Genomic DNA, 22,059 nt, shown 5'->3' with positions numbered 1-22,059 from the left:
GGTGGGGGCCGGAAAACGAAAAAACCCCTCGCGGGTGCGAGAGGTCTGCGCGCGGGTCTGGGGCACGATGTCCGTTCCGTACGTGGTGGTACGGGACGGTCACTGCGGACCGGCGCGCCTGCTGCCGATAATCATGGCGAACGAGGACACGGCAGCAGTCTGGCACAGGGGCACTCCCGGGTCCCCGGGTGTCTCAGGATGCGGGCGTGACGTCCGTCGCACCGGTGGAGGGACGCCCGTGCCCGAGCGTCTCGTCAACGTACCGGCTCATCTCGTCGAGGACCCGCTGCCGCCCGGTCCCCGGGATGCCGACGGTGACATGGACGCTGAACCCGTCCATCAGCGCCCGCAGCCGGGTCGCGGCCCGGTCGGTGTCGGCCGTGCGGAACTCGCCGCGCGCCACGCCGTCGGCCAGCAGCTCCACCAGATCGCGGTGCCAGGCGTCCTCGATCGCGGCCTGCCGGGCGCGCGCGTCGTCGTCGGCGTCCTGGGAGCGGTTCCAGACCTCCAGCCAGAGCGTCCAGTGCGGGTCCCGGTGGCCGTCGGGGACGTACAGCGCGATGTAGGCGCCGAGGCGTTCGCGCGCGGTGCCGGGCCCGGTGAGCAGGGCCCGGCGTTCGGCCCCGAGCCTGGCCTCGCTCCACTCCAGGGTCTGGAGCAGCAGCTCGTCCTTGGTGCGGAAGTAGTAGAGGAGGTGCCCGCTGCTCATGTGGACCTCGCGGCCGAGCCCCGCCATGGTCAGCCCGTCGAGTCCGCGTTCGGCGACGGTGGCCATGACGGCGGCGAGCACGTCCTCCCGGGGCGGGGCGATGTTGCGGCGGCGCGGGGTAGCGGTCACGGGTGTCAGATCCTGGGCTGTTGCTGCGTGATGCAGTGGATGCCTCCACCGCCGGCAAAGATCGTACGGGCGTCGACGAGCGTCACCGTACGGTCCGGGAACAGTTCGCCGAAGACGGCCGCCGCCTCCTCGTCCCTCGGGTCGTCGAAGGCGCAGAGGACCACGCCGCCGTTGCAGAGGTAGTGGTTGATGTAGGAGTAGTCCACCCACGCGCCGTCGGCGTCCCTGAGCACCGTGGGCGCGGGCACCTCGACCACCTCCAGCGGGCGGCCCCGGGCGTCGGTGGCGGCGCGCAGGACGCGTACCGTCTCGCGGGTGATCAGGTGGTCGGGGTGGGAGGGGTCGGGCTGGACATGGGCGACGACGACACCCGGACGGGCGAAGGCGGCGACGATGTCGACGTGCCCGAGGGTGCCGTACGTGCCGTAGTCCCCGGCCAGCCCGCGCGGCAGCCAGATGGCCTTCTCGGTGCCGAGCCGGGCGTGGATCTCGTCCTCGACGGCCTGCCGGGTCCAGCCGGGGTTGCGTTCCTCGCCCAGCTGCACGGTCTCGGTGAGCAGGACGGTGCCCTCGCCGTCGACGTGGATGGCCCCGCCCTCGTTGACCAGCGGCGAACCGTGCACGGGGACCCCGGCCAGCTCGGCGACGCCGCGCGCGATGTGCCGGTCGTGCTCCCAGCGGGCCCAGCCCTGGGCGCCCCAGCCGTTGAACGTCCAGTCCACGGCGGCGAGCCGGCGGCCGTCGGTGACGAAGGTGGGGCCGATGTCGCGCATCCAGGCGTCGTCGAGGGGGCGTACGGCGGTCTCGATGTCCGGGCCGAGGAGCTCGCGTGCGCTGTCCTCCTGGCCGGGTCCCACGACCACGGTGACGGGCTCGAAGCGGCGTACGGCGCGGGCGACGGCGGCCCAGGCGCGTCGCGCCTCGTCCAGCTCGTCCCCGTCGGCGAAGGTGGGGTTGGGGCCCGGCCAGGCCATCCAGGTGCGCTCGTGCGGGGCCCACTCGGGCGGCATGCGGAAGGTCATGGCGGTCCTAGAGGAAGTAGAGGCGGTTGAGGGTGACTGACTCGGCCGCCGGTGAGCGCAGCGGGTCGCCGTCGAGGGTGACCAGCCCGGTGTCGCCGTCCACGGAGACCTGTCCCGTACGGGAGTTGAGGCGCAGGTCCGCGGGGCCGATGCCGCGTGTGCCCCGGACCGCGACCCTGCGGCGGCGGGTGGGCATCAGGTCGGAGCCGAGCTGGGTGGCGGCCTCCGCGACGAAGGCCACGGAGAGATCGGCGGCCGTCGCCCCGTACGCGCCGAACTGCGGTCCGAGGACCAGGGGTTCGCAGGTGTCCGTGGCGGCGTTGGGGTCGCCGGTGACTCCGTACGCGGGAAAGCCGGACTTCAGGACCAGCTGGGGCTTCGCGCCGAAGAACTCGGGCCGCCAGAGCACGATGTCGGCGAGCTTGCCCGTCTCGACGGAGCCGACCTCGTGCGCGATGCCGTGGGCGATGGCGGGGTTGACGGTGAGCTTGGCGATGTAGCGCAGCACCCGGGCGTTGTCGTCGCCGGGGCCGTCGCCCTCCATCGGGCCGAACTCTGCCTTCATCTTCGCGGCCATGGCGAAGGTGCGGCGCACGGTCTCCCCGGCCCGCCCCATGCCCTGGGCGTCGGACGAGGTGATGCCGATGGCACCCAGGTCGTGCAGCACGTCCTCGGCGCCCATGGTCCCGGCCCTGATCCGGTCACGGGCCATGGCGGCGTCACCGGGCAGATCGGTCTTGAGGTCGTGGACGGAGACGATCATCCCGTAGTGCTCGGCGACCGCGTCGCGGCCGAAGGGGAGCGTGGGGTTGGTGGAGGAGCCGATGACGTTCGGGACGCCCGCCATCTTCAGGACGTTGGGCACGTGCCCGCCGCCGCAGCCCTCGATGTGGAAGGCGTGGATCGTGCGGCCTTCGAGCACGCTCAGGGTGTCCTCGACGGAGAGGCACTCGTTCAGGCCGTCGCTGTGCAGGGCGACCTGGACGTCGTACTCCTCGGCGACCCTCAGCGCGGTGTCCAGGGCGCGGGTGTGGGCGCCCATGTCCTCGTGGACCTTGAAGCCGCAGGCTCCCCCCTCGGCGAGCGCCTCGACCAGCGGCGCCGCGTGGGAGGACGAACCGCGGCCCAGGAAGCCGATGTTGACGGGCCAGGCGTCGAAGGCGTTGAACGCGTGGCGCAGGGCCCACGGGGAGTTGACGCCGACCCCCCAGACCGGGCCGAACTCCTGGCCGATGATCGTGGTGACGCCCGACGCGAGGGACGCCTCCATGATGCGCGGCGAGAGCAGGTGGACGTGGGGGTCGACCGCTCCGGCGGTGGCGATCAGGCCCTCGCCCGAGACGATGGTCGTGCCGGTGCCGACGACCACGTCGACCCCGTCGAGGGTGTCCGGGTTGCCCGCCCTGCCGATCGCGGCGATACGGCCCTCGCGGATGCCGACGGAGACCTTGCGGATGCCCAGCACGGCGTCGATGACCAGCACGTTGCTGATGACGACGTCGCAGGTCTCCCGGACGGCCGCCGCCTTGAGGTGCAGGCCGTCGCGGGCCGTCTTGCCGAAGCCGGCGAGGAACTCGTCGCCCTGCTTCTGGGAGTCGGACTCGACGCGGACGGTCAGCCCGGAGTCGCCGAGCCTGACCCGGTCCCCGGCGCGCGGCCCGTGCACGGAGGCGTACTCGTAGGGGTCCATCAGCTCTCCTCCCCCGCCCCGAGGTAGCCGCAGGCCGCCGCTCTGCGCAGGGCCTCCGCCCTGGCGCCCGGCGCGTCCAGCGGGCCGTCGACGAGTCCGGCGAAGCCGATCGCGATCCGGTCCCCTCCGATGGGCACGAGCGCCGCTTCGGCGGTCTCGCCCGGACCGAAACGGACGGAGGAACCGGCAGGAACGCCCAGCCGCATCCCGTACGCCGCCGCGCGGTCGAAGTCGAGCCGGGGGTTGGCCTCGAAGAAGTGGAAGTGGGACGTCACGCTGACCGGGACGGTCGCGGTGTTGCGGACGGTGAGCCGCACCGCGGGCTCCGGCCCGGGCGTGGCGGGGCCCGGGAGCAGCGCTCCGGGGGCCTCGCCGCCGAGCGTGGAGCCGCCGAAGGGGGCGCTGACGACGGCGAGCCGGGAGCCGTCGTCGAAGACGGCCTCCACCTGGACCTCGGTGACGACGTCGGCAACACCGGGCAGCACGTCGTCCGGCCCCAGCACGGCGCGGGCGGCCTCGACCGCCTCGGCCAGCCTGCGGCCGTCCCTGGCCGCCTCGCAGACGGTGTCCGCGATCAGCGCGGTCGCCTCGGGGACGTTGAGCCGCAGGCCACGGGCGCGCCGGGCCCTGGCCAGCTCGGCGGCGCCGAAGAGCAGCAGCCGGTCGCGTTCGGTCGGGGTCAGTCGCACGTCACGCACCTCCTGGTTGGAGCAGCACTCTAACCATGTTTTGAGCGGCGCTCAAAACTCGGGGCGGGCCCGGGCGCGGCGAAGGCCGCGCCCCCGGTGAGGGGCGCGGCCTTCGCCGTACGGATGCGGTGACTAGCCGAGCTCGTGCATCCAGCCGTGGGTGTCCTCGGCGATGCCGCGCTGGATGTCCAGCAGGCGCTCGCGCAGCTTGAGGGTGACCTCGCCGGGGGTGCCGTCGCCCTGGGTCCACTCGCCGCCCGCGGACTTCACGGTGCCGACGGGGGTGATCACGGCGGCCGTGCCGCAGGCGAAGACCTCGGTCAGCGTGCCGTTCTCGGTGTCGGCGCGCCACTGGTCGATGGAGACGCGGCCCTCCTCGGCGGTGTAGCCGAGGTCGCGGGCGACGGTGAGGAGGGAGTCACGGGTGACGCCGGCGAGCAGCGAGCCGGTGAGGGAGGGGGTGACGATCCGCTTGCCGCCGCCCTCCTGCCCGTACACGAAGTAGAGGTTCATGCCGCCCAGCTCCTCGACCCACTTGTGCTCGACGGCGTCGAGGTAGGCGACCTGGTCGCAGCCCTGCGCGGCGGCCTCGGCCTGGGCGAGGAGGGAGGCGGCGTAATTGCCGCCGGTCTTGGCGTCGCCCATGCCGCCGGGAACGGCGCGGACCCGGTCCTGGGAGAGCCAGATGGAGACCGGCTTCACGCCGCCCGGGAAGTAGGCGCCGGCGGGCGAGGCGATGACCAGGAAGAGGTACTGGTTGGCCGGGCGGACACCGAGACCGACCTCGGAGGCGATCATGAACGGACGCAGGTAGAGGGACTCCTCGCCGCCATGCGCCGGGACCCAGGCCTGGTCCTGCTGGACCAGGACGTCACACGCCTCGATGAAGGTCTCGACCGGAAGCTCGGGCATCGCGAGGCGGGCCGCGGAACGCTGGAAGCGGGCGGCGTTGGCCTCGGGGCGGAAGGTGGCGACCGTGCCGTCGGGCTGCCGGTAGGCCTTGAGGCCCTCGAAGATCTCCTGCGCGTAGTGCAGGGTCATGTTGGCCGGGTCCATCGACAGCGGGCCGTAGGGGACGAGCTGGGCGTCGTGCCAGCCGCGGCCCTCGGTCCAGCTGATGGTCACCATGTGATCGGTGAAGTAGCGGCCGAAGCCGGGGCTGGCCAGGATCGCCTCGCGCTCCGCGTCGGACAGCGGGTTCGAGGAGGGCTTGAGCTCGATCGTGGGCGTCGTCATGAGTGCGTGTCCTTCACCGGTCTTGTGTGTGATGGACCGCGCTCACGCCCGTTTGCGCCCGGCAGCGGCCGGACGTTTTGTAGGACGTCCGAGCTCTGCCGCGAGCCGCGGCCCCGCGTTCGATTATCTCCCGGGGGCGGCCCTGTACGAAATGGTGTGAATGCGAGATGTCGTTCACGGTGACGCGCACGGCGTCGCGAGAACGCGGTCCAGGGGTCGATGGTGGCACCCGGGGACCGCGAGGAGAAGCCGCCGGGTGCGATGTGCGACCCGGCGGCTTCGAAGTGGAGACGTCGGGTCAGCTCGCTACTCGTACCGCGAGCGCGTCGCCGATCTCGTCGGTGGTGCGCGCGCTCTGCCCGTCACGCTCCGCGAGGTCGGCGGAGACGGCCTCCTCGATGCGCACGGCCTCGGCCTCGTAGCCGAGGTGGCGCAGCAGGAGGGCGACGGAGAGGATCGTGGCCGTCGGGTCGGCCTTGCCCTGGCCCGCGATGTCGGGCGCGGTGCCGTGCACCGGCTCGAACATGGACGGGAAGGCACCCGTCGGGTTGATGTTGCCGGACGCGGCCAGGCCGATGCCGCCGGTCACGGCTGCGGCGAGGTCGGTGAGGATGTCACCGAAGAGGTTGTCCGTGACGATGACGTCGAAGCGCTCGGGCTGGGTGACGAAGTAGATCGTCGCGGCGTCGACGTGGATGTAGTCGGTGGTGACCTCGGGGAACTCCTCGGCGACCTTGTCGAAGGTGTTCTTCCACAGGTGGCCGGCGTACACGAGGACGTTGTTCTTGTGGACCAGCGTCAGCTTCTTGCGGGGGCGCGCGGCGGCACGCGCGAAGGCGTCACGCACGACGCGCTCGACACCGTGGGCCGTGTTGACGCTGACCTCGGTGGCGACCTCGTGCTCCGTGCCGGTGCGCAGGGAACCGCCGTTGCCCGTGTACGGGCCCTCGGTGCCCTCGCGGACGACGACGAAGTCGATCTCGGGGCGTCCGGCCAGCGGCGTCGCGGTGTTCGGGAAGAGCTTCGACGGCCGCAGGTTGATGAAGTGGTCGAAGGCGAAGCGGAGCTTCAGCAGCAGACCGCGCTCCAGGACACCGGACGGGACGGACGGGTCGCCGATCGCTCCGAGCAGGATGGCGTCGTGGCCCTTGAGGGCTTCGAGCTCCGCGTCGGGAAGGGTCTCACCGGTGCGGTGCCACCGCTGGGCGCCGAGGTCGTACTCCTTGGTCTCCAGCTTCACATCCTGCGGGAGAACAGCGTTGAGGACCTTGAGGCCCTGGGTGACGACCTCCTGGCCGATACCGTCGCCGGGGATCACTGCGAGATCGATGCTGCGAGACATGCATGCACCCTAGCCCTCCGTCCCACCCCATGACATCCGACGTCCACGATACGGACATCTGGAGGGCGTGCGCACGGGGCGGGACGCCGGACTCAGTGACCCGTCGATCCGCCGTTGTCCCGGCGGTCGAGGGCGCGCTGCAGGGCGGCGGCGGCGTTCTTGCGCTCCGGCTCGGCGGAACGGGGGGCGCGGCGGACGCGGCGGACGGTGGTCTCGGCCATGACGGATCGACTCCTTGAGATCGCGTGGATTTCGAGATCGGGATTTCGCACAACAGATGTCGAGATCGGGATTTCGAGGCGCCGGAAGGGGCGGGGAGCGGACGCCGCAGGGATTGCCTGCTTCGGGGCACGCGCTCACGACCGCCGGTCGCTGGTCATGCGAGTCGTTCGGCTCCTACAAAGCTAGGACAGCGGGAGCCATCTGTCTCTACAGATACTCGGACTTCCTACTATCTGAGACGGCGCGGTCCGCGAGCCCCGCCGGCGGCGGCCGTCACGGGGTCCCTCGCGGGCTCAGAAGTCCACGGTGAGCTGGGCCCGCACGTGGGCGCGGAGCACGCCGGCCATGTCCGTCGCGCAGTCGCTGAGCAGCCACTGCACCTGGAGGCCGTCCATCAGGGCGATCAGCTGCCTGCCCGAGGCCGCCGGATCGATCCCGTCCCGCAGCGCACCCTCGTCGCGCACCTGTGCGTACGCCCGCTGGGCGCCCGCGACGGAGTTCTCGTAGCGGCGTACGAAGTAGCCGTGCGCGGGGTGGTCGGCCGCCGTCGCCTCGGCGGAGACGACCGAGAACAGCTCGACTATCCCGCGCCGGGTGGAGTTCAGCACCGCCAGCTCGGCGAACCGGCGCAGCCGTTCGACGCCCGTGGTGCCGCCCAGCGAGAGCCACTCGTCGTCCACCTCGTCGCGGTGCTCCAGGACCGCGAGCAGCAGCGCCTCCTTGGTCGGGAAGTGGTGCAGCAGCCCGGTGTGCGAGATGCCGCTGCGGGTCGCGATCACCCGGAGCGACGCACCCCGGTAACCCGCCTCGCCGAACAGGGACATGGCCTGATCGAGGATCTCGCGCCGCTTCGCGCGGCCCTTCGCGTAGCCGCGCCGCGCTTCGGCCGTCACTCGCCACTCCCCGGTCCGCCGGCGCGGGTCGGGCCGGCTGTTCGGTGCATCGGATTCGTCCTCCGACCTCCCGGAGATACTTACCAGGTGGTCGGTATTGACTCTATGGTGAAGACGAACGATTCGCGAAAGGACCCACCGTGGCCCCCTCCCTGCCCTATCTCGACCCCGAGCTGTCCGTCGCCGAGCGGGTGGGCGACCTCCTCGGCCGCATGACCCTGGCCGAGAAGACCGGTCAGATGCTCCAGCTGAACGCCAAGGACGGGGTGCGCCACCTCATCGAGGACCTGCACGCGGGCTCGATCCTCCACGCCTCGCCCGAGCGCGTCCTGGAAGCCGCCGCGCTGACGGAGCGGACCCGGCTGCGCATCCCGCTGCTGGTCGCGGAGGACTGCATCCACGGCCACTCCTTCTGGGAGGGGGCCACGATCTATCCGACGCAGCTGGGCCTGGCCGCGACGTGGGACCCGGAGCTCGTGGAGCGCGTCGCCAGGGCCACCGCCGTCGAGGTCGCCTCGACGGGCGTGCACTGGACGTTCTCGCCGGTGCTCTGCATCACCCGGGACCTGCGCTGGGGCCGGGTCAGCGAGACCTTCGGCGAGGACCCCTTCCTGATCGGCGAGCTGGCCTCGGCGATGGTGCGCGGCTACCAGGGCGAGGGACTGGACGACCCCACGGCGGTCCTGGCCTGCGCCAAGCACTTCGCGGGGTACTCCGAGACGCAGGGCGGCCGTGACGCGAGCGAGGCCGACATCTCCCGGCGCAAGCTCCGCTCCTGGTTCCTGCCTCCGTTCGAGCGGGTCGCCCGCGAGGGCTGCCGTACGTTCATGCTCGGCTACCAGTCCATGGACGGGGTGCCCGTCACCGTCAACGACTGGCTGCTCAACGAGGTGCTGCGCGGCGAGTGGGGCTACACCGGCACACTGGTCACCGACTGGGACAACGTCGGCCGCATGGTGTGGGAGCAGAAGATCTACGCCGATCACACCCAGGCCGCGGCCGCGGCCGTCCGCGCGGGCAACGACATGGTGATGACCACCCCGCAGTTCTTCGAGGGCGCCCAGGCCGCGGTGGCCGCGGGCACCCTGGACGAGGCGGAGATCGACGCGGCGGTACGGCGCGTGCTGACCCTGAAGTTCGAGCTCGGCCTCTTCGAGAACCCGCGCCACCCGGACGCCGCCCGGCAGGCCGCGGTCATCGGCAGCGCCGGCCACACCGCGCTGAACCTGGAGGCCGCCCGCCGCTCCCTGGTGCTGCTCACCAACGACGGCACCCTTCCGCTGGCCGGCGGTCTCGCGGCGGGCGGGGACGGCCGCGCCCTCGCCGCCGCGGGCTCGGCTCCCCGTACGGTCGCGGTCGTCGGGCCCAACGCCGACGACGCGCAGACCCAGCTGGGCGACTGGGCGGGCTCGTCCGGCCAGGCTGACTGGCTGCCGGACGGCCATCCGCGCGCCATGATCCGTACGGTGCTCGACGGCTTCCGGGAGCACGTTCCGGACGGCTGGAGCGTCACCCACGCGCGGGGCGCGGAGATCCTGTCCGTGGGCCCCGACCCGGAGGGGGCGTTCTTCCCCGACGGACAGCCCCGCCCCGAGGTGGTCGTCCCGGCCGAGCCCTCCGAGGCCCTGATCGCCGAGGCCGTGGCCGCCGCGGAGGCCGCCGACTTCGTCGTCGCCGTCGTCGGCGACCGTATCGAGCTGGTCGGCGAGGGGCGCTCCACGGCGACCCTGGAACTCGTCGGCGGCCAGGTCGCGTTGCTCGACGCGCTGGCCGCGACCGGCAAGCCGCTGGTCGTCGTGGTCATCAGCTCCAAGCCGCTGGTGCTGCCGCCGTCCGCGCACGGCGCCGCGGCGATCGTGCACGCCTTCAACCCGGGCATGCAGGGCGGCCGGGCGGTGGCCGAGCTGCTGCTCGGGCTCGTCGAGCCCTCGGGCCGGCTGCCCGTCTCCTTCGCCCGGCACGCGGGCCAGCAGCCGACGTACTACAACCAGATCCGGGGCCAGCACGGCTCCCGCTACGCCGACCTGACCCAGCGGCCGGCCTTCGTGTTCGGCGAGGGCCTGAGCTACTCGACCGTGGAGTACTCCGGTCTGGAGGTGCTCACCGCGAGCGTCGGGGAGAGCGACACACTGCGGGCCCACGTCACCGTCCACAACACGGGGACGCGGCCGGCCGTGGAGACCGTGCAGATGTACGTCAGCGACACCGTGACCTCGGTGACCTGGGCCGAGAAGGAGCTGAAGGGCTACCGGCAGATCACGCTCGCCCCTGGCGAGGCCCGCGAGGTGCTCCTCGAACTGCCGGTCGCCGACTGCACCCTGGTGGACGCGGCGGGCCGGCGGGTCGTCGAGCCGGGCGCCTTCGAGCTGCTCGTCGGCCCGTCCTCCGCCGACGACGCGCTCCTGCGGGCGAGCTTCACCGTGAAGGGCTGAGGCCGCTCGTGGACACCCGGCACGTGCGGCAACGTGCCGGGGGCGGGAGCCGACGGCGGCCGGCCTCCGCGGGGACGTGGCGGGCAGCCGCCGCCCGGACGGGAGCGGGTCCTTACGCGGGCGACAGCGTGGTGCGGGTACCGCGGCGCCACACCTCGCGGAGATTGAGGGTGTCGCCGATCGTGACGGTGGGATCGCCGTCCACGAGCAGCAGGTCGGCCCGCAGGCCCTCGGCGACACGCCCACGGTCCTCCAGGCCGAAGCGACGCGCCGGGGTGAGGGTCGCAGCGCGCAGGGCCTGGACCGGGGTGAGCCCGGCGCGGACGAGGTACTGGAGCTCCTGGTGGACGCTCGCGCCGTGGACCATGCCGCCGAGGAACGGCAGGGGCATGGGGGCCGCGTCGGTGCCCGCCATCAGGTCGACGCCGGCGTCGTGCAGGGCCTTGACCGAGGCCAGGACCTCCTCCAGCTTCCCCTGGGGATAGCGGTTGTAGCTGCTGTTCAGGGTGTTCGTCCACGCCTCGTCCAGGCGTGATCCGACGCGCGGGTCCTCGGCGAGCGACGAGCCGGTGATGCCCGTCATGGAGGCGTTCAGGACGACGCAGGGGACGACGAACGCACCGGAGGCGGCGATGAGTTCGATGATCTCCTCGGTGTGCGGCCGGTCCATGAACAGGTGGGCGAAGCCGTCGACGCCGGCCTCGACCGCCATCCGTGTCGCGTCGACGGTCAGGGTGTGGGCGATGGCGAGCATCCCGTGCCGGTGGGCCTCGGCGACTCCGGCGGTCAGGGTCGCCTGGTCGAGCATGGGCAGACCGGGGTGGCCCTCGACCGTGCCGTCGTCGACCATGAACTTGATGTAGTCCGAGCCCGCGGCGACCAGCCGGGGGATGAAGGCGACCGCTTCCTCGGGGGTGGTGGAGAACGGCATCAGGGGCATCTCACGCGGAGCGGGCCGCTCGCCGTGACCTCCCGGTTCTCCGTGACCTCCCGGCTTGAAGCCCTTGGGCATGAGTTCGCTGGGGTGGCCACCGGGAGGAGTGATGCCGAACCCCGCGGAGCGGACATCGGCGAGGGAGTCGTTCTCCGTGATGTGCGCGCGCCTGTCCCTGGTGTTCAGGCCCTGCATCTCCAGTTCGGTGGTGATCCCGAACCGCAGCGCCAGCGCGAGAGCCTCGTCGGAGGTGTGCACATGGGCGTCGAACAGGCCGGGCAGGAGTGTGCCGCCCCGGGCGTCGACGATGTCCGCCCCGGTGGGCGGCTCGCCTCCGACCGCTGAGATCCGCGTGCCGTCCAGCACCACGGTGGTGGCCTCCAGCACGTGCTCACCGTCGAAAACCCGGCCGTTGATGATGGCTGTGATCATGACTCTCTCCTCACGGGCGGGCACGTCGCTCCGCTGGTGCCGAGTTCTCCCACCACGTCGACCACATTAATGCAAACTGCAAGTCCATGCACTTTTGCATGCATCTGCTGCCTGCAGATACATGCGATAAACTGCGGGGGTGACCAACAAGGACGCCTCAACGCCGCAGGGCCAGGACCTTCTGGACGCCGTCGGCACGGCCTTCGCCCGGTTGCGGCGACGCACGATGCAGGCGCCGGTGGACCCTCCGACGGGGCCCAAGGACCTGAAGCGCAACCTGGTCCTCAACATCGTCGACGAGGCGGCCGAGGCGGGGACGGAGATGACGGTCGGCGGGCTCGCCGACCACCTGCTGGTGGATCCGTCGGTGGCGAGCCGCATGGTGAGCGACTGCATCTCCCACGGCTACCTGGTCCGCGCGGCCTCGCAGCAGGACGGCCGCCGTACGGTGCTCCACCTCACCGATGAGGGCACCGCCCTCCTCCGTCGCTTCCGCGACCAGCAGCGGCAGGCATTCGAGTTCATCACCCGCGACTGGCCCGAGTCCGAGCGGCTCGAACTGGCGCGCCTCCTGCTCAAGTACGCGGACTCCACCGCCCGGCTGCCCGCGCCGGGCACCGCGGGCGGACCGCCGGTCACGCCGTAGGACGGCCCGCTCGCGCGGGAGCCGGGGCCGGAAATGGAAACCGCCTCCCGGCAGGCGGGGGGAGCCGGCCGGGAGGCGGAGTTCGGTGCGGGGCGCCCTCGACGGGCGCCCCGGGGGGCGTCAGCCCTGGTGGGGGTAGGTGTACTCGGTCGGCGGGACCAGCGTCTCCTTGATGGCGCGGGTCAGCGTCCAGCGCTGCAGGTTCTGCGGGGCGCCCGCCTTGTCGTTGGTGCCCGAGCCACGGCCGCCGCCGAAGGGCTGCTGGCCGACGACGGCACCGGTCGACTTGTCGTTGATGTAGAAGTTGCCCGCCGCGTAGCGGAGCTTCTCCATCGTGTACGCGGCTGCCGCGCGGTCGCCCGCGATGACGGAACCGGTCAGCGCGTAGTCGGAGACCGACTCCATCTGCTCCAGCATCGCGTCGTACTTCTCGTCCTCGTAGACGTGCACGGCGAGGATCGGGCCGAAGTACTCCGTGGTGAAGACCTCGTTGGCCGGGTCGTCGCAGACGATGACGGTCGGGCGCACGAAGTAGCCGACGGAGTCGTCGTAGGTGCCACCGGCGATGACCGTGCAGGACGGGTCGGCCTGGGCGCGGTCGATCGCGGCCTTGTTCTTGGCGAAGGAACGCTCGTCGATGACGGCGCCCATGAAGTGCGACAGGTCGGTGACGTCACCCATGGTGATGCCGTCGACCTCGGCCGCGAACTCCTCCTTGAAACCGGAGTTCCAGATGGAGGCGGGCACGTACGCACGGGAGGACGCCGAGCACTTCTGGCCCTGGTACTCGAACGAGCCACGGGTCAGCGCGGTCTTCAGGACGGCGCGGTCGGCGCTGGGGTGCGCGACGACGAAGTCCTTGCCGCCGGTCTCGCCGACCAGACGCGGGTAGGTGCGGTAGTTGGCGATGTTGTTGCCGACCGTCTTCCACAGGTGCTGGAAGGTGGGCGTCGAGCCGGTGAAGTGGATCGCGGCCAGGTCGCGGTGGTTCAGCGCCACCTCGGAGACGGCGATGCCGTCGCCGGTGACCAGGTTGATGACGCCCTTGGGCAGCCCGGCCTCCTCCAGGAGACGCATGAGCAGCACGGCGGCGTGGGTCTGCGTCGGGGACGGCTTCCACACGACGACGTTGCCCATGAGGGCGGGCGCGGTGGGCAGGTTGGCCGCGATGGCGGAGAAGTTGAACGGCGTGATCGCGTAGACGAAGCCCTCCAGCGGGCGGTGGTCCATGCGGTTCCACACGCCGGGAGAGTTCGCCGGCGGCTGCTCGGCGAGGATCTGGCGCGCGTAGTGCACGTTGAAGCGCCAGAAGTCGACGAGCTCACAGGGGCAGTCGATCTCGGCCTGCTGGGCGGTCTTGCCCTGGCCCAGCATCGTGGAGGCGGCCAGCGTCTCGCGCCAGGGGCCGGAGAGCAGCTCGGCGGCGCGCAGGATGATCGCGGCGCGGTCGTCGAAGGACATGGCGCGCCAGGCCGGGGCGGCGGCGAGGGCCGCGTCGATCGCGTCCTGCGCGTCGGCCTCGGTCGCGGCGGCGCCGGTGCCGATCACGGACTTGTGGTTGTGCGGCTGCACGACGTCGAAGCGGGCTCCGCCACCCATCCGCTTCTCCCCGCCGATGGTCATCGGCAGGTCGATGGGGTTCTGGCTGAGCTCCTTGAGCTTCGCCTCCAGACGGGCGCGCTCCGCGGTGCCGGGGGCGTAGGAGTGGACCGGCTCGTTGACCGGCGCGGGGACCTGGGTGACGGCGTCCATGAGTGCCTTGTCTCCTTGGTTGGGATGGGTGGTCGGCCGGGCAGGTCGAGCCTGGTTCAGCCGGGGTGCAGCCCTTGGTTCGAACCTCGGTTCAGCTGTTCGGCTCAGCCCTTGGTGAGGATGGACCGGCCGAAGAACAGCAGGTTGGCCGGCTTCTCCGCGAGGCGGCGCATGAAGTACCCGTACCAGTCGGTGCCGTACGCCGTGTAGACGCGCATCCGGTGGCCCTCGGCCGCGAGCCGGATGTGCTCCTCGCTGCGGATGCCGTACAGCATCTGGAACTCGTACTCGTCCAGTTTGCGCCCGGCCTGGCGCGCGAGCTCCTGGCCGATGGCGATGAGACGGGGATCGTGGGAGCCGATCATCGGGTAGCCCTCGCCCTGCATCAGGGTCTTCAGGATGCGGACGTACGCCTTGTCGATCTCCGGCTTGCTCTGGTATGCGACGGAGGCGGGCTCCTTGTAGGCGCCCTTCACCAGACGGACCCGGCTGCCCGCGGCGGCCAGGCGGCGGGCGTCGGCCTCGGTGCGGAACAGGTAGGACTGGATGACGCAGCCGGTCTGCGGGTAGTCCTTCCGCAGCTCCTCGTGGATGGCGAACATCGAGTCGAGGGTGGTGTGGTCCTCGGCGTCCAGCGTGACCGTGGTGCCGATCGCGGCGGCGGCCTCGACGACGGGGCGGACGTTGGCGAGGGCCAGCTCGTGGCCGCCCTCCAGCGCCTGGCCGAACATCGACAGCTTGACGGACATCTCGGCGCGGGTACCGAGGCCGAGCTCCTTGAGCCGGCCGATCAGCTCCAGATAGGCGTCACGGGCGGCGGCGGCCTGCTCCGGGGTGGTGATGTCCTCGCCCACGACGTCGAGGGTGACCTCGAGGCCCTTGTCGGCGGCGTCCTGGACGACCGGAACGACCTGGTCGACGCTCTCACCGGCGATGAAGCGGTCGACGACCTGCTTGGTGCCCGGCGCGGCCGAGATGAAACGACGCATCGTGTCGCTGCGGGACGCGGCGAGAATCACGGGACCCAGCACGGGGCACCTCCACGGAGTACGAATGAGGCCGGACCGGCGGATACATAAACAGACCGGGACGGCACGGAGAACCACTCTGAAATCTAGGGATCCCCGTACACCCGTGCCATCGACAGCTGTCACGCATCCGTGTACTGGATCTCAGACATATGTCTGAAGGGGTGCGAGAATGGCGGGGTGAAAGGCGATTACCAGGAGCTGGTCGACGAGATCTCCGCGCTGCTCAGCGCACCCGCGACCCTGGAGAACCGCGATTTCGGCCTGGTCGCCTTCGGAGCCCATGACAGCGACGACGACACGGCCATGGACCCGGTCCGCACGCGTTCGATCCTGACCCGGCGCTCCACCCCGGCGGTCCGCGCCTGGTTCGAGGGCTTCGGCATCACCCGTGCGACGGGCCCGGTCCGCATCCCGGCCGCCCCCGAGGCCGGGGTCTTCCGCGACAGGATCTGCCTTCCCGTACGCCATCGGGGTGTCGTCCTGGGCTATGTGTGGCTGCTGGACGCGGACCCCGGGCCCACCGACGAGCAGCTCACCGCCGCGATGGACGTGGCGGTCAGGATCGGCGCCCTGCTCTCCGACGAGGAGCGGGCCGGCGCGGACCTGTCCCGGGAGTTCGGCGCGGTGCTCGTCGCGGGGCGCGGATGGCAGCGCGACATGGCGGTGGCCGCCCTGCACGAGGCCCTGGGCGCCGACGCCGACGGGCTGCACACGGTGGTGTGCGTGACCCCCTGGCCCGGCGAGACCCCGTCCGTGCGTACGGTGCCCTCGGCGGCGGCCCTCGCCACCGCGGCCGGACCGGGCGGCGCCCACGCCCTGGCCGCGCTGGTCCGGCTGCGCGCCCCCGACGCCCTCGACCCGGCGACGACGGCCGCCACCCGGCTGCGCACCACGGCGGGGCCCGCCGCGACCGGCGGGATCGCCGCACCCCGCCGGGGCCTGACCGAGCTGGCCGACTCCTGGTACGAGGCACTCTCCGCGGCCCGCGCCGCCGCGGCGGAACCGCGCCACGGCCCGGTCGCCGACTGGTCCGCCATCGGCCCGTACCGCCTGCTCGCCGCCCTGCCCCACGTCCCGGACACCGCGCCCGACCACGCCGTCCGCACCCTGCTGACCCCTCCCCACGCGGAACTGGCCCGCACCGCCGAGGTGTTCCTCGACCGCGCCGGCCAGGCGAGCCGCACGGCCACCGAGCTGGGCATCCACCGCCAGACGCTCTACTACCGCCTCGCCCGCGTCCAGCAGCTCACCGGCCTCGACCTCAACGACGGCGAGGACCGGCTGCTGCTGCACATGGCGCTGAAGCAGGCCCGGCTCTGAGCGGGTTCCCGCACGGAGAGACACGGAACGGCCCGTGCCCGGCCGCAGATCGAGATCTGCGGCCGGGCACGGGCCGTCGTACGACCGGGGATCAGTCCGTGAGGTTCACCGAGCGGGCCGACGCGGCACCGATCTCGTCGGCGATCTCGGTCAGGACCGACTGCGGGATGGTGTCGTCGACGGTGAGGACGACCAGCGCCTCGCCGCCCGCGTCCTTGCGCGAGACCTGCATGCCGGCGATGTTCAGCCCGGCCTCACCGAGGATCTTGCCGACCGCGCCGACGACGCCGGGACGGTCCTCGTAGCGCAGGACGACCATGTGGTCGGCGAGCGCCAGGTCCACGTCGTGCTCGCCGATGGCGACGATCTTCTGGAGGTGCTTGGGGCCGGCCAGCGTGCCGGAGACCGCGACCTCCTCACCGCTCGACAGCGTGCCGCGGACGGTCACCACGTTGCGGTGGTCCGGCGACTCGGAGCTGGTGGTCAGGCGCACCTCGACACCGCGCTCCTGCGCGAAGAGCGGGGCGTTGACGTAGCTGACGGTCTCGTCGACGACGTCCTCGAAGACGCCCTTGAGCGCGGAGAGCTCCAGCACCTTCACGTCGTGCTGGGTGATCTCGCCGTAGACCTCGACGTCGAGACGGGCCGCGACCTCGCCCGCGAGGGCGGTGAAGATCCGGCCGAGCTTCTCGGCGAGCGGCAGGCCGGGGCGCACGTCCTCGGCGATGACACCGCCCTGGACGTTGACCGCGTCGGGCACGAGCTCACCGGCGAGGGCCAGGCGCACGGACTTGGCGACCGCGATGCCCGCCTTCTCCTGCGCCTCGTCGGTGGAGGCGCCGAGGTGCGGGGTGCAGACGACCTGGTCGAACTGGAACAGCGGGGAGTCCGTGCAGGGCTCCTTGGTGTACACGTCCAGACCGGCGCCGGCGACGCGGCCCTCCTTGAGGGCGGAGGCGAGCGCCTCCTCGTCGACGATCCCGCCGCGCGCGGCGTTGACGATGCGCACCGAGGGCTTCACCTTGTGCAGCGCCTCGTCGCCGATCAGGCCGAGCGTCTCGGGGGTCTTGGGGAGGTGCACCGTGATGAAGTCGGAGACCTGGAGCAGCTCGTCGAGCGTGAGGAGCTTGACGCCCATCTGCGCGGCACGCGCGGGCTGCACATAGGGGTCGTACGCGACGATCTTCATGCCGAAGGCCGACATGCGCTGAGCGACCAGGACACCGATGCGGCCGAGGCCGACGACACCGAGGGTCTTCTCGCTGAGCTCGACACCCGTGTACTTGGAGCGCTTCCACTCGCCGTTCTTCAGGGCGGTGTTGGCCTGCGGGATGTTGCGCGCGGTGGCGACGAGCAGACCGCAGGCCAGCTCGGCGGCGGTGACGATGTTGGACGTCGGGGCGTTGACGACCATCACGCCGGCCTTGGTGGCCGAGGAGACGTCGACGTTGTCCAGACCCACGCCGGCGCGGGCGACGACCTTGAGCTGCTTCGCGGCGGCGATCGCCTCGGCGTCGACCTTGGTGGCGGAGCGCACCAGGATGGCGTCGACGTCGGCGATCGCGGGGAGGAGTTCGGCGCGGTCCGCGCCGTTGCAGTGCCGGATCTCGAAATCCGGACCCAGAGCGTCGACCGTGGCGGGCGACAGCTCTTCAGCGATGAGTACGACAGGTTTCGAGCTCACGTGTGTCCTCACAAGTCCAGTGCGGACGGCCGTCCCGACGGCCGCAGGCGGTGGAGGGGCTAGCCGCGTGGAAGACGCACGACACTGTGGGCCCTGACGCGTGTATGTGTTGGTGAGAAGTGTAGTCATGCGGCCGGGCACACACTGCGCCCCGGTGGAAGGATCACCCGCACGGGGTGGACGGTCTGTACAGACGTACGGCCGCGCTTACCCGCCACGCGCCTCGCCCCCGCAGTGACACGGGGGTGAGGCCGGCCGTGCGCCGGGGGACGGGCCCGTGCGGGCCCGCCCCCCGGCAGGGACTCAGGCGTCCTCGTTGTCGACCCAGCTCATGAGCTTGCGGAGCTCCTTGCCGGTGGTCTCCAGCAGGTGGTCGCTGTCGGCCTTCTTGTACTCGTTGTACTTGGGCAGACCGTTGTGGTACTCGGCCATCCAGTTCTTGGCGAAGGTGCCGTCCTGGATCTCGGCGAGGACCTTCTTCATCTCGGCCTTGGTGGCGTCCGTGATGATGCGCGGGCCGGTGACGTAGTCGCCCCACTCGGCGGTCTCCGAGATGGACCAGCGCATCTTCTCCAGGCCGCCCTCGTACATGAGGTCCACGATGAGCTTCAGCTCGTGGAGGCACTCGAAGTACGCGATCTCCGGCTGGTAGCCGGCCTCGGTCAGGGTCTCGAAACCGGCCTTGACCAGGGCGGCGGTGCCACCACAGAGGACGGCCTGCTCACCGAACAGGTCGGTCTCGGTCTCCTCGGTGAAGGTCGTCTTGATGACGCCGGCGCGGGTGCCGCCGATGCCCTTCGCGTAGGAGAGCGCGAGCTCCAGGCCCTTGCCCGAGGCGTCCTGCTCGACGGCCACGATGCACGGGACGCCGCGGCCCTCCTCGTACTGGCGGCGGACGAGGTGGCCCGGGCCCTTCGGAGCGACCATGCAGACGTCGACGTTGGCCGGCGGCTTGATGAAGTCGAAGCGGATGTTCAGGCCGTGGCCGAAGAACAGCGCGTCGCCGTCCTTGAGGTTGTCCTTGATGGACTCCTCGTAGACCTGGGCCTGGATCGGGTCCGGGACGAGGATCATGATGACGTCGGCCTCGGCGGCGGCCTCGGACGGGGTCACCACGCGCAGGCCCTGCTCCTCGGCCTTGGCCTTGGACTTCGAGCCCTCGTGCAGACCGACACGGACGTCGACACCCGAGTCACGCAGCGACAGCGCGTGGGCGTGGCCCTGGCTGCCGTAGCCGATGACCGCGACCTTGCGGCCCTGGATGATGGACAGGTCGGCATCGTCGTCGTAGAACAGCTCGGCCACTGGGTCTTCTCCTTGGTGTGCAGGTGTTGCGTCCCACCGTACGGCGGGGTGCGTGGGGTTCGTTGCCGGGTCTCGCCATACGAGCGGCGAGGGGACCCGGAGGGTTACGCCGTGCGGTCGAGTGCGCGCAGAGAACGGTCGGTGATCGAGCGCGCGCCGCGCCCTATGGCGATGGTGCCGGACTGGACGAGCTCCTTGATGCCGAACTGCTCCAGCATCTTGAGCATGGCCTCCAGCTTGTCGGCGCCCCCGGTCGCCTCGATCGTGACCGCCTCCGGGGAGACGTCCACGGTCTTGGCGCGGAACAGCTGGACGATCTCGACGATCTGGGAGCGGGTCTCGTTGTCTGCGCGGACCTTCACCAGGACGAGCTCCCGCTGGATCGCTGCGGTGGGCTCGAGTTCGACGATCTTCAGGACGTTGACCAGCTTGTTGAGCTGCTTGGTCACCTGCTCCAGGGGCAGGCCCTCGACGTTCACGACAATGGTGATGCGTGAGATGTCGGGATGTTCGGTGGTACCGACCGCGAGCGAGTCGATGTTGAAGCCGCGCCGGGAGAACAGAGCCGTGATCCGGGCGAGGACACCGGGCTTGTTCTCGACCAGGACGGAGAGCGTGTGCTTGGTGGACATGGAGTCTGTCTCTCTCTGTCTCTCAGTCGTCTTCGTTGTCGCCGAAGTCGGGGCGGACGCCGCGCGCTGCCATGACCTCGTCGTTGGAGGTGCCGGCCGCGACCATCGGCCACACCATGGCGTCCTCGTGGACGATGAAGTCGATGACGACCGGGCGGTCGTTGATCGCGTTGGCCTCGGCGATGACCTTGTCCAGGTCGGCCGGGTCCTCGCAGCGGATGGCGTAGCAGCCCATGGCCTCGGACAGCTTGACGAAGTCCGGCACGCGGGTGCCCTTGGCGGCGTTGCCGTCGGCGTCCGGGCCGGAGTGCAGCACGGTGTTGGAGTACCGCTGGTTGTAGAACAGGGTCTGCCACTGGCGGACCATCCCGAGCGCGCCGTTGTTGATGATCGCGACCTTGATCGGGATGTTGTTGAGCGCGCAGGTGGTGAGTTCCTGGTTGGTCATCTGGAAGCAGCCGTCGCCGTCGATGGCCCAGACGGCGCGGTCCGGCATGCCGGCCTTGGCGCCCATGGCGGCCGGGACCGCGTAGCCCATCGTGCCCGCGCCGCCGGAGTTGAGCCAGGTGGAGGGCTGCTCGTAGTCGATGAAGTGGGAGGCCCACATCTGGTGCTGGCCGACGCCCGCCGCGAAGATCGTGCCCTCGGGGGCGAGTTCGCCGATGCGCTGGATGACCTGCTGCGGCGAGAGGCTGCCGTCCTCCGGCAGGTCGTAGCCGACGGGGTAGGTCTCGCGCCAGCGGTTGAGGTCCTTCCACCAGGCGCTGTAGTCGCCGGTGTTGCCCTCGGTGTGCTCGGCCTGGACGGCCTGGACGAGGTCGGCGATGACCTCCCTGGCGTCACCGACGATCGGGACGTCGGCGGCGCGGTTCTTGCCGATCTCGGCCGGGTCGATGTCGGCGTGGACGATCTTGGCGTACGGGGCGAAGCTGTCCAGCTTGCCGGTGACGCGGTCGTCGAACCTGGCCCCGAGCGCGACGATCAGGTCGGCCTTCTGCAGCGCGGTGACGGCGGTGACCGAACCGTGCATGCCGGGCATTCCCACGTGCAGCGGGTGGCTGTCGGGGAAGGAGCCGAGCGCCATCAGCGTGGTGGTGACGGGCGCTCCGGTGAGCTCTGCCAGGACCTTCAGCTCCGCGGTGGCACCGGCCTTGATGACGCCGCCACCGACGTACAGCACCGGGCGCTGGGCCTGGGTGATGAGCTTGGCGGCCTCGCGGATCTGCTTGGCGTGCGGCTTGGTGACCGGGCGGTAGCCGGGCAGGTCCAGGGTCGGCGGCCAGCTGAAGGTGGTCTTCGCCTGGAGGGCGTCCTTGGCGATGTCGACGAGGACGGGGCCCGGACGGCCGGTGGAGGCGATGTGGAAGGCCTCGGCGACCGTGTGGGCGATGTCCTCGGCGCGGGTGACCAGGAAGTTGTGCTTCGTGATCGGCATCGTGATGCCGCAGATGTCGGCTTCCTGGAAGGCGTCCGTACCGATGGCGGCGGAGGCCACCTGGCCGGTGATCGCGACCAGGGGCACGGAGTCCATGGCCGCGTCCGCGATCGGGGTGACCAGGTTGGTGGCACCGGGACCCGAGGTGACCATGCAGACGCCGACCTTGCCGGTCGCCTGGGCGTAACCGGTGGCCGCGTGACCGGCACCCTGCTCGTGGCGGACCAGGATGTGACGGACCCGGGTCGAGTCCATCAGCGGGTCGTACGCCGGGAGGATGCACCCGCCGGGGAGGCCGAATACGGTGTCGGCGCCGACTTCCTCGAGAGAACGGATGAGGGACTGCGCGCCCGTGAGGTGCTCAACGGAGGCGGAGGCCTGTCCGCCGTTACGGGCCCGCGGCTGCGGGTGCTGGGCCCCGGTTGCCTGCTCGGTCATCGGCATTCTCTTCTCGAAGCTGAGGGTTTATGCGGTGTTTTTGTGGGGTTTTGAAAGGTCCCGGTGCAACAAAAAACCCCTCGTGC

General features: G+C 71.0%; 18 protein-coding genes. 3 read left to right on the top strand and 15 right to left on the bottom strand.

All coding sequences use genetic code 11. The features are described 5' to 3' along the window. Window positions 1-193: 193 nt before the first annotated feature. The 8 genes from AMK10_RS06155 to AMK10_RS06125 all read right to left on the bottom strand — a co-directional run bounded on the left by AMK10_RS06155 (window position 194) and on the right by AMK10_RS06125 (window position 7,932). The gene (locus AMK10_RS06155; RefSeq protein ID WP_073745534.1) at window positions 194-838 is read right to left on the bottom strand and encodes a TetR/AcrR family transcriptional regulator; all 645 of its coding nucleotides are present in this window, start codon (window positions 836-838) and stop codon (window positions 194-196) included. A 5-nt stretch (window positions 839-843) separates the two neighbouring features. Further along, a complete protein-coding gene (locus AMK10_RS06150; RefSeq protein WP_073745532.1) occupies window positions 844-1,860 on the bottom strand; it encodes an agmatine deiminase family protein in 1,017 nt (338 codons plus the stop codon). A 7-nt stretch (window positions 1,861-1,867) separates the two neighbouring features. Then, the gene (locus AMK10_RS06145) at window positions 1,868-3,550 is read right to left on the bottom strand and encodes an urease subunit alpha (RefSeq protein ID WP_073745530.1); all 1,683 of its coding nucleotides are present in this window, start codon (window positions 3,548-3,550) and stop codon (window positions 1,868-1,870) included. Further along, on the bottom strand, window positions 3,550-4,239 hold the full coding sequence (gene ureA / locus AMK10_RS06140; protein ID WP_073745528.1) for an urease subunit gamma: 690 nt from the start codon (window positions 4,237-4,239) through the stop codon (window positions 3,550-3,552). Before ureA ends, AMK10_RS06145 begins: the two co-directional genes overlap by 1 nt. 132 nt (window positions 4,240-4,371) lie before the next feature. Beyond that, entirely contained in the window at window positions 4,372-5,475 is a 1,104-nt protein-coding gene (locus AMK10_RS06135; RefSeq protein ID WP_073745526.1) for a branched-chain amino acid aminotransferase, read from the bottom strand. Window positions 5,476-5,773: 298 nt separating this feature from the next. Beyond that, window positions 5,774-6,817: a 3-isopropylmalate dehydrogenase gene (locus AMK10_RS06130; protein ID WP_073745524.1), complete on the bottom strand. Its 1,044-nt coding sequence runs from the start codon at window positions 6,815-6,817 to the stop codon at window positions 5,774-5,776. A 92-nt stretch (window positions 6,818-6,909) separates the two neighbouring features. Further along, a complete protein-coding gene (locus AMK10_RS38465) occupies window positions 6,910-7,038 on the bottom strand; it encodes a hypothetical protein (RefSeq protein WP_267079878.1) in 129 nt (42 codons plus the stop codon). A gap of 294 nt (window positions 7,039-7,332) precedes the next feature. Beyond that, on the bottom strand, window positions 7,333-7,932 hold the full coding sequence (locus AMK10_RS06125; protein WP_073745522.1) for a TetR/AcrR family transcriptional regulator: 600 nt from the start codon (window positions 7,930-7,932) through the stop codon (window positions 7,333-7,335). Between the two features lie 140 nt (window positions 7,933-8,072). Here AMK10_RS06125 and AMK10_RS06120 point away from each other — a divergent pair, with 140 nt between their 5' ends. Next, a complete protein-coding gene (locus AMK10_RS06120) occupies window positions 8,073-10,364 on the top strand; it encodes a glycoside hydrolase family 3 N-terminal domain-containing protein (protein ID WP_073745520.1) in 2,292 nt (763 codons plus the stop codon). Window positions 10,365-10,476: 112 nt separating this feature from the next. On the opposite strand, the gene AMK10_RS06115 is transcribed toward AMK10_RS06120, so the two are convergent. Further along, window positions 10,477-11,730, bottom strand: a complete 1,254-nt coding sequence (locus tag AMK10_RS06115; RefSeq protein ID WP_073745518.1) for an amidohydrolase family protein — start codon at window positions 11,728-11,730, stop codon at window positions 10,477-10,479. Between the two features lie 139 nt (window positions 11,731-11,869). Between AMK10_RS06115 and AMK10_RS06110 the strand changes: the two genes are divergently transcribed. Continuing rightward, a complete protein-coding gene (locus AMK10_RS06110) occupies window positions 11,870-12,376 on the top strand; it encodes a MarR family winged helix-turn-helix transcriptional regulator (protein ID WP_073745516.1) in 507 nt (168 codons plus the stop codon). Window positions 12,377-12,496: 120 nt separating this feature from the next. Here AMK10_RS06110 and pruA read toward each other — a convergent pair whose 3' ends face one another. Further along, window positions 12,497-14,128, bottom strand: a complete 1,632-nt coding sequence (gene pruA / locus AMK10_RS06105; protein WP_073745514.1) for an L-glutamate gamma-semialdehyde dehydrogenase — start codon at window positions 14,126-14,128, stop codon at window positions 12,497-12,499. Between the two features lie 104 nt (window positions 14,129-14,232). Beyond that, on the bottom strand, window positions 14,233-15,159 hold the full coding sequence (locus AMK10_RS06100; protein WP_073745512.1) for a proline dehydrogenase family protein: 927 nt from the start codon (window positions 15,157-15,159) through the stop codon (window positions 14,233-14,235). 177 nt (window positions 15,160-15,336) lie between these two features. Here AMK10_RS06100 and AMK10_RS06095 point away from each other — a divergent pair, with 177 nt between their 5' ends. Next, window positions 15,337-16,479, top strand: a complete 1,143-nt coding sequence (locus AMK10_RS06095; RefSeq protein WP_073745510.1) for a PucR family transcriptional regulator — start codon at window positions 15,337-15,339, stop codon at window positions 16,477-16,479. A 91-nt stretch (window positions 16,480-16,570) separates the two neighbouring features. Here AMK10_RS06095 and serA read toward each other — a convergent pair whose 3' ends face one another. From serA to AMK10_RS06075, 4 genes are all read right to left on the bottom strand, one after another. Beyond that, on the bottom strand, window positions 16,571-18,163 hold the full coding sequence (serA, locus tag AMK10_RS06090; protein WP_073745508.1) for a phosphoglycerate dehydrogenase: 1,593 nt from the start codon (window positions 18,161-18,163) through the stop codon (window positions 16,571-16,573). Between the two features lie 303 nt (window positions 18,164-18,466). Next, window positions 18,467-19,468: a ketol-acid reductoisomerase gene (gene ilvC / locus AMK10_RS06085; protein WP_073745506.1), complete on the bottom strand. Its 1,002-nt coding sequence runs from the start codon at window positions 19,466-19,468 to the stop codon at window positions 18,467-18,469. A 104-nt stretch (window positions 19,469-19,572) separates the two neighbouring features. After that, on the bottom strand, window positions 19,573-20,100 hold the full coding sequence (ilvN, locus tag AMK10_RS06080) for an acetolactate synthase small subunit (RefSeq protein ID WP_014153920.1): 528 nt from the start codon (window positions 20,098-20,100) through the stop codon (window positions 19,573-19,575). Window positions 20,101-20,122: 22 nt separating this feature from the next. Continuing rightward, window positions 20,123-21,979: an acetolactate synthase large subunit gene (locus AMK10_RS06075; RefSeq protein ID WP_073745504.1), complete on the bottom strand. Its 1,857-nt coding sequence runs from the start codon at window positions 21,977-21,979 to the stop codon at window positions 20,123-20,125. Between the last annotated feature and the right edge of the window lie 80 nt (window positions 21,980-22,059).

This window comes from Streptomyces sp. CB02058 (assembly GCF_001905505.1).
Classification (GTDB): domain Bacteria; phylum Actinomycetota; class Actinomycetes; order Streptomycetales; family Streptomycetaceae; genus Streptomyces.
The sequence above is the reverse complement of the archived record's forward strand: the minus strand, read 5'-3'. Positions and strand labels throughout refer to the sequence as shown.

Excerpts from the sequence above, each read along its gene's own strand:
- ilvN (WP_014153920.1), bottom strand. The coding sequence starts at position 20,100 with ATGTCCACCAAGCACACGCTCTCCGTCCTGGTCGAGAACAAGCCCGGT.
- AMK10_RS38465 (WP_267079878.1), bottom strand. The coding sequence starts at position 7,038 with ATGGCCGAGACCACCGTCCGCCGCGTCCGCCGCGCCCCCCGTTCCGCC.
- AMK10_RS06150 (WP_073745532.1), bottom strand. The coding sequence starts at position 1,860 with ATGACCTTCCGCATGCCGCCCGAGTGGGCCCCGCACGAGCGCACCTGG.
- AMK10_RS06145 (WP_073745530.1), bottom strand. The coding sequence starts at position 3,550 with ATGGACCCCTACGAGTACGCCTCCGTGCACGGGCCGCGCGCCGGGGAC.
- pruA (WP_073745514.1), bottom strand. The coding sequence starts at position 14,128 with ATGGACGCCGTCACCCAGGTCCCCGCGCCGGTCAACGAGCCGGTCCAC.
- AMK10_RS06135 (WP_073745526.1), bottom strand. The coding sequence starts at position 5,475 with ATGACGACGCCCACGATCGAGCTCAAGCCCTCCTCGAACCCGCTGTCC.
- AMK10_RS06075 (WP_073745504.1), bottom strand. The coding sequence starts at position 21,979 with ATGCCGATGACCGAGCAGGCAACCGGGGCCCAGCACCCGCAGCCGCGG.
- AMK10_RS06115 (WP_073745518.1), bottom strand. The coding sequence starts at position 11,730 with ATGATCACAGCCATCATCAACGGCCGGGTTTTCGACGGTGAGCACGTG.
- AMK10_RS06130 (WP_073745524.1), bottom strand. The coding sequence starts at position 6,817 with ATGTCTCGCAGCATCGATCTCGCAGTGATCCCCGGCGACGGTATCGGC.